The following is a 6,294-nucleotide window of genomic DNA, read 5'->3' on the forward strand; positions in this document are numbered from 1 at the left end:
TACTCGCTGATCGAATTCACCAGGATCGCATCGGGGTTGGGTATAGTCTCGGCGATGGGGAACCGGGATTCCGTATTCTATTCACCGCCAAACTTGTGAAGTATTCACGCTTTGCCAGAAGACATCGGATGAGGGGACTGCCCACGTGAGGCCTGCGCTCCAATGCCAACCGGAAATTATCCCGACGCGCACTGTGAACTGCATCACCGCTGGCGGTGCTTGAAGCCACTAGCCTTATAACCGTCTCCCGTGCAACCACACGTCCCCCACCACGGCACGAAGACAGGAAGGCGCCCTGGCCAGTTGAAGGCGTTGGGACAGATTTCCCGGTTCGCCGACCGGGCTGATCCCGGTCACGACATTGGGTTGGTTCTGGGGGGAGGGTTCTCAAGAGCCCTGATTCGGACCGCCCCGTGACCTTTGATATAGACGCGTTTGATTGGCCAGGCTGGGTTGGGCCCCTATTTGACGCGCGCGTTCTGGGTAACGCAGCGTCTGCTGAGTGCCCGCTCGGTTCAATGCAACACGGTGTGCGTGACCGGGGTCTATCCGAGCGGGCACAGCGATCTAGACTGAATTCGTGACAGGGTCACCTCCTCCTTCCCTGTCACTTCCTGGCGCGGCTGGCCCACGGTCCCAAAATAGCGCTCCGCTGGCCGCGACTTTTTTCTCTCGCTTCGATCAATCATCATCGTGATGGTGGTGGTGATGGCCGTAGCCACCCCAGCCGCCGCGGTAACCATAGCTACCCCAACCGCCACGCGGGTAGCCATAGCCGTTGCCATACCCATAATAAGGCCGGCCGTGAGCCTGTCCCCAGCCACCGCCGTAGCCATATCCGCCGTAACGTGGATAGACGGTGCAGCCAGACAGCAGCAAGAGCATCGCGAACAAATAGACCAGCCATTTCGAGCGGGCTGATGGTTTCATGGTGGTTGCACGCCTGTTGACCAGGCCGTGTCTCGTAGTGAATGAAGGCGGGAACCTATGTTCCACGCCTCCTTTGTATCACCGCCGAGATGAACGCCGGCTGAATCCAAAAGTGCTTTGTCTTTCGCCGTGGTGCCTCGGCTCCACTTGCGCGAGAATCAGGCGGACTGGGGCTCTGGTCATCCCTGTTCCCGCGCTTTCAGCAGCGGCGGAATGCGCAGGTCCTGCCTTGAAAGTGGAGGAGTCACACATGTGCACCAACTTTATTCCCGCCTCCCGGCCGGATTTTCCTGTGGCGTTGAATCTGCCGGAGCCTACTTTTGAGTATCCGCGGGAGACCTATGTCTCGTATCGAGCACCCGTCATTCTGGTCGCGCCGGACACAAACGCAACTGAGTTGCGTGAAGCCCAGTTCGGCCTAGTGCCGTTCTGGTCGAAAAACACCAAGATCGCGCGCCATACCTACAATGCCCGCTCCGAGACCGTGGCAATCAAGCCCAGCTACCGCGATCCCTGGAAGAAGCGCCGCTATGCGCTGGTACCCATGCTGGGCTTCTTCGAGCCAGACTACGCAACGGGCAAAGCCATCCGCTGGCGCATCGAACGGCAGGACCAGGGCGTCTTTACCGTCGCTGCTATCTGGGACTACTGGCGTACTCCCGATGGCGCCGGGCTGACCAGCTTCTCCATGCTCACCCTCAATGCGGACGGCCATCCGGTGATGGGGCGGTTTCACGCGCCCGGCGACGAGAAGCGGTCGCTGGTGGTCATTCCGCCGGAACATCGCCAGACTTGGTTGCAGACCAACTGCGCCGATGCCGGCGACTTCCTGCTGCCCATGGCCGAAGACGCATTCACCTCCAGACCTGATCCAAGGCCGGCGAGGAATTCCCCCCCCCGGAGGCAGGATCCTCGTTCATCCAATCAGACGCTCTTCTGACCTTGCCTCAAAAACGCGGCCGCTGATCGTGACGTCCACCGTCGCCCAGCCAGGTTCCAGGATGCAACCATTGATTCGGTTTGATCACGTCTCAGTCTATGCCGGCGCAACGCCGTTACTCCAGGACCTGTCCTTTTCCCTGAATGACAGTGCCAAGGCGGTCCTCCGGGGGAAATCAGGTTCGGGAAAATCATCGGTGCTGAAGTGCCTGTTGGGCCTCTATCCTCCGACGCGTGGCACCGTCTTTTTTCAGGGAGAGCCGTTAAGCCCGGCCAGCATCCAGTCGGTTCGGGCTGCCATTGCCTACATTGGCCAGGAGCCCATTCTTGGCAATTCAACTGTGCGCGATGCCCTCCTTCTGCCTTTTCGCTTCAAGGCTCATCGAACGCGCTTGCCCAATGAAGCCTGCTTGATTGACATGTTGGCAAGATTCGATCTGACCGCGGACGTCCTCGATCGGATGTGTGTGCAGGTATCCGGAGGCGAAAAGCAACGCATCGCTCTGGCGCGAGCCATGCTCCTCGGAAAAAGTGTCTATCTGCTGGACGAGGTCACCAGCGCCTTGGATGCGGAAAGCAAAAAGGCCGTGATGGCAGTCCTCGACCAGCCGCAACTCACGATTCTTTCCGTGGCCCATGATCCCGACTGGGTCGGCCGCTGCAGCTTGGTTTTGGACCTGGAGAATTGTCGCCTGATTAGAGAAGCCCGACATGGAAACGCTTGATATCGGCGACGCACAACTGGCCCTGCTGGGTGGCATGATCCTGGTGCCTTGGCTGCTCCTGGGACTGATCGGGATTCATCTTTCAAGGCAGATCGCGTTGGGGATGCTCCGCATGACCCTGCAACTGGCCTTGGTGGGGGTTTATCTGAAGGCTCTGTTTGCCCTCAACAATCCCTGGCTCAACGGGCTTTGGATTTTCGTCATGCTGGTCGTGGCGGATCTGAGCATTTTGCGCCGCGCGGGTCTTCGCCGAAGATCATTTTTCGTCTCGACCTTGTCGGCGGTAACGTTGAGCGTCCTGTTTTCAGCTGCCTACCTGATTCTCCTGATCATCAAGCCACCCCTGTTCTATGACGCCCGATACCTGGTCCCGCTGACCGGCATGATCCTGGGTAATTGCCTGCAGGGGAACGTAATCGCGCTGGAGCGCTTCTACACCTCGTTGCGGAAAAACCAGAACGACTATCTGACCTACCTAACCCTGGGGGCGACACGTTGGGAAGCCGTGCAGCCGTTTCTGCGCGAAGCGATCATGGCATCGATCAATCCCACCCTGGCGAGCATGGCCACCATGGGATTGGTTTCGCTGCCCGGCATGATGACCGGGCAAATTCTCGGAGGAGGCAACCCCGCCGTTGCCGTGAAATACCAAATCGCCATCATGCTGTGCATCTTCACCAGCGCCACCCTGGCGGCGATCTTGAACTTGATGCTCAGCTTGAACATCGCCTTCGATGACTACGATATCCTGCGCGATGATATTAGCTTTTGAGCTTTCCGCATTTAACAACGAGCTGCACTTTGACATTCGCTCATGGATCGGACGGAACGTTTCTATCGCATCGAACAGCTGCTGCACGAGAGCCAGGTGGTGCCGGTCGAACGCTTTCTTGACGAACTGAACGTCTCCATCGCCACCTTCAAGCGGGACCTGGAATACCTGCGCGACCGGCTGGGTGCCCCCATCATCTGGGACCGGCAACTGCGGGGCTATCGCTTTCAGGAGCCGGTTGGCGGGATGGCGGTACCCAGCCACGAACTGCCCGGACTCTGGTTCAATGCCTCGGAGATCCATGCGCTGCTGACCATGCGTCAGCTACTCGCGCAGATCCAGCCGGGATTGCTGGAGTCGCACATCCAGCCCCTGCTGACACGCCTGAACACGCTCCTGGCCACGGGCGATCACACCCCGGAAACGGTAGAACGACGCGTCCGGATTCTCCCCGCGGCGCGGCGGAGTTGTGACTCACGCCTGTTCCCGCAGATCGCTCAGGCGCTGTTACAGCGCAAGCAGCTTCGGGTGACCCACTACAACCGCTCAAGCAATGAAACCAGCATTCGTGACATCTCTCCGCAGCGGTTGGTGCACTACCGGGATAACTGGTACCTGGATGCCTGGTGTCATTGGCGCGAGGGACTGCGCAGCTTTGCCGTCGATGCGCTGGAGCAGGTGGTGACCTTGCCGGACCCAGCACTCGAGGTGGACGAAGCAGTACTGGAGGCGGAACTCGCTGCTGGCTACGGCATCTTCTCCGGCAGCGACGTGCGATGGGCACTCCTGCGCTTCACGCCTGAACGCTCACGCTGGGTGCAGGCCGAAGTCTGGCACCCCCAGCAGCAAGGGCAGTGGGATGAGCAGGGCTGCTATTGCCTGAAGTTGCCCTACACCCAGTCCCAGGAGCTGGCCATGGACATCCTGCGCCATGGCGATCAGGTCGCAGTCCTGGAACCCGAGGCCCTGCGGCGGGAAATCCAAGCAATCGCTCAACGGTTAGCGGCACTGTATCAAAAATAGTTTTGAGTGGCTCACGTAGTGAGCGACTGGCTTCCGTACACTGGCGCCGTCAACCACCGAAAACGGAGACCGACCATGTTGAACCGACTCATTCAGGGCCTTGGGGCCGCCAAACTTGCCTTTGGTTGCGGATGGAAAACCGGATTCGCACCGCGCCCGGTGCTGCCCTATCGGCCGGCCTGGCAGAACGGCGTGAACTACGACATCCCCACCTACCTGCGCCGGCGCATGGCCTGTGGTGCCTCACGGTGAGATGCCACGGGCACAAGACCCTGTCAGGCGGCTCTCCCCGTGGGAGAGGGGTAGAAAGTCCAATGCCCTGCAGAAACTCGAAATTTCGCCGATCTTAGGGATGGTCGAAGCATGATGTTCGACGTCTGGCGCTTGAGGGAGCAGGGTTGGTTGCTCCCTCGCTTTCGTTCCTGCATGGTGCCGCCAGTCCGCGCGATCCTGCACGTACGGGAGCAGCGGGATCAGGACCTGAACCGCCACATCCGGGTCGCCGAACTGCTCGATCCGCGAAGCCGACAATCCCTCCCCGACTTTCCGAACTTGCTGGACGTGACCCTGGTCGCTCTGGACGAGACATCCACGACCCTGGCCGGTACGGAGCGACTTAATGACCCTCGGGCCGACCGAGAGTATCTGTATGCGCAAAGCTGGTTTCTGCGGGCTGTATCAGCCGTTCCTCCGCCATTGAAGTGACCATTGGGGGCATCCTCGACAATGTGCCGCATTGAGCACGGCATGGGCGTTAGGCGAAACAGACGTTACCGGCTAAGCCTGGCGCGCCGGCAGGCTTCAATGTCCGCATCGCTCATCACGGGTTTGGGTTCACACGCGTCAGCTGACCCTTCAGCTTCATGGCGAGTGCCAAGTCCAGATCGCTGCATTTCCTGACGAATCTTGGAGAGGTTACCATGGATTCCAGGTACCACCTTCTCGTTCTTGTCTTTGATCGAGATGGAATTCTCATCGATGATCTGCGAACCGGACGCCGGCGGCGGCATAGGCGGCGCGTAAACACGTTGTGGGGCGAGCAGGCTGCTGAATGAAAGGTTTAACCAACCCTGCAGCCACGGGCTGTATCGGGGCCAGTAGTGAAACAAGGCGCCGATGCATGCGAAGGCGATCAGAGCTGGCAAAAGGGAGCCGCGGCGAGGTCCGCGCGGACGTATTGATCCTGGCAGCCGCTCTCCCATGCTAAATGGCTCGTTGGGGCTGGCCTTAGGCTCCCGCTTGGCTTCCATCCCGAACTTTCGGGCAAAATTGAACGCCTGAAGCCGGTGGTGCCTGGCAACGATTTTGGCGAATCGTTGCAGTTCCTCCTCGGAAAACGTTCTGGCGGGCGGGTCAGTCGGAAGCGGCTGTGCCAAGGTTTCACGCACCGTTGCGGCCAGTAGGTCCGCTTTGATGACTTGTCTTGTGTCAAACTGGCTTGGACGGTCGATGCGAGCGCGCGGGGATATCAGGATGAACGGGTGGAAGCGTGGTCTTGCCGAGAACCAGACCTGCATTCAATTTTGATTCGAACGGCTGCTTTCTGGCGTCTGGCTTGACCTGCCATATTGAGTCAGGCCTTGGAGTCACTCGATCGAGTAGACTGACTTATCCCGGATTTAAGCCCGCCCGTTGTGCTGAATAATACCGTATCTTGATCCTAGGGAAACACCGATTAAATCGCTCCGGTACGAGCCGTGACCCCGTAAAATAGCGGCATGACCAACCAATCTGACGGCCCCTTCGATGATCCAGCAGACCAGCCTTCTTGACCTGGCCCTGCAGTCCAAGAGTCGCGTCACGCGCCGCGAGATGTTTCTGGCCGAAATGGAAAGCGTAGTGCCTTGGGCTGAACTGGTAGCGTTGATCGAACCGGTGTATCCCAAAGGTCAGCGAGGCCGGCCG

Annotated in this window: 8 protein-coding genes and 1 pseudogene; 7 read left to right on the plus strand and 2 right to left on the minus strand. The window is 59.3% G+C overall.

Annotated elements, in window-relative coordinates:
• Positions 1–681: 681 nt before the first annotated feature.
• Positions 682–930, minus strand: a complete 249-nt coding sequence (locus EK23_RS22900; protein ID WP_200892211.1) for a hypothetical protein — start codon at positions 928–930, stop codon at positions 682–684.
• 250 nt (positions 931–1,180) lie between these two features.
• On the opposite strand from EK23_RS22900, the gene EK23_RS20915 reads away from it, so the two are divergent.
• The 6 genes from EK23_RS20915 to EK23_RS20935 all read left to right on the plus strand — a co-directional run bounded on the left by EK23_RS20915 (position 1,181) and on the right by EK23_RS20935 (position 5,094).
• Complete coding sequence (locus EK23_RS20915) at positions 1,181–1,870, plus strand: SOS response-associated peptidase (protein WP_045227348.1); 690 nt, start codon at positions 1,181–1,183, stop codon at positions 1,868–1,870.
• A gap of 28 nt (positions 1,871–1,898) precedes the next feature.
• Positions 1,899–2,594, plus strand: coding sequence for an ABC transporter ATP-binding protein (locus tag EK23_RS20920; protein WP_327037079.1), 696 nt, complete (start codon positions 1,899–1,901; stop codon positions 2,592–2,594).
• Positions 2,581–3,366 carry an ABC transporter permease gene (locus EK23_RS20925; RefSeq protein ID WP_045227350.1) on the plus strand — a complete coding sequence of 262 codons (786 nt, stop codon included), beginning with the start codon at positions 2,581–2,583 and terminating at the stop codon, positions 3,364–3,366. Before EK23_RS20920 ends, EK23_RS20925 begins: the two co-directional genes overlap by 14 nt.
• A 42-nt stretch (positions 3,367–3,408) precedes the next feature.
• Positions 3,409–4,389 carry a helix-turn-helix transcriptional regulator gene (locus tag EK23_RS20930; RefSeq protein WP_045227351.1) on the plus strand — a complete coding sequence of 327 codons (981 nt, stop codon included), beginning with the start codon at positions 3,409–3,411 and terminating at the stop codon, positions 4,387–4,389.
• Positions 4,390–4,464: 75 nt separating this feature from the next.
• The gene (locus EK23_RS23790) at positions 4,465–4,641 is read left to right on the plus strand and encodes a hypothetical protein (RefSeq protein ID WP_158002571.1); all 177 of its coding nucleotides are present in this window, start codon (positions 4,465–4,467) and stop codon (positions 4,639–4,641) included.
• A gap of 111 nt (positions 4,642–4,752) precedes the next feature.
• Positions 4,753–5,094: a hypothetical protein gene (locus EK23_RS20935; protein ID WP_045227352.1), complete on the plus strand. Its 342-nt coding sequence runs from the start codon at positions 4,753–4,755 to the stop codon at positions 5,092–5,094.
• A gap of 65 nt (positions 5,095–5,159) precedes the next feature.
• On the opposite strand, the gene EK23_RS20940 is transcribed toward EK23_RS20935, so the two are convergent.
• On the minus strand, positions 5,160–5,906 hold the full coding sequence (locus EK23_RS20940; RefSeq protein WP_045227353.1) for a hypothetical protein: 747 nt from the start codon (positions 5,904–5,906) through the stop codon (positions 5,160–5,162).
• Between the two features lie 229 nt (positions 5,907–6,135).
• On the opposite strand from EK23_RS20940, the pseudogene EK23_RS24405 reads away from it, so the two are divergent.
• A pseudogene (locus tag EK23_RS24405) lies at positions 6,136–6,294 on the plus strand (IS5/IS1182 family transposase); the annotation flags it as partial.

Source organism: Methyloterricola oryzae (genome assembly GCF_000934725.1).
GTDB lineage: Bacteria > Pseudomonadota > Gammaproteobacteria > Methylococcales > Methylococcaceae > Methyloterricola > Methyloterricola oryzae.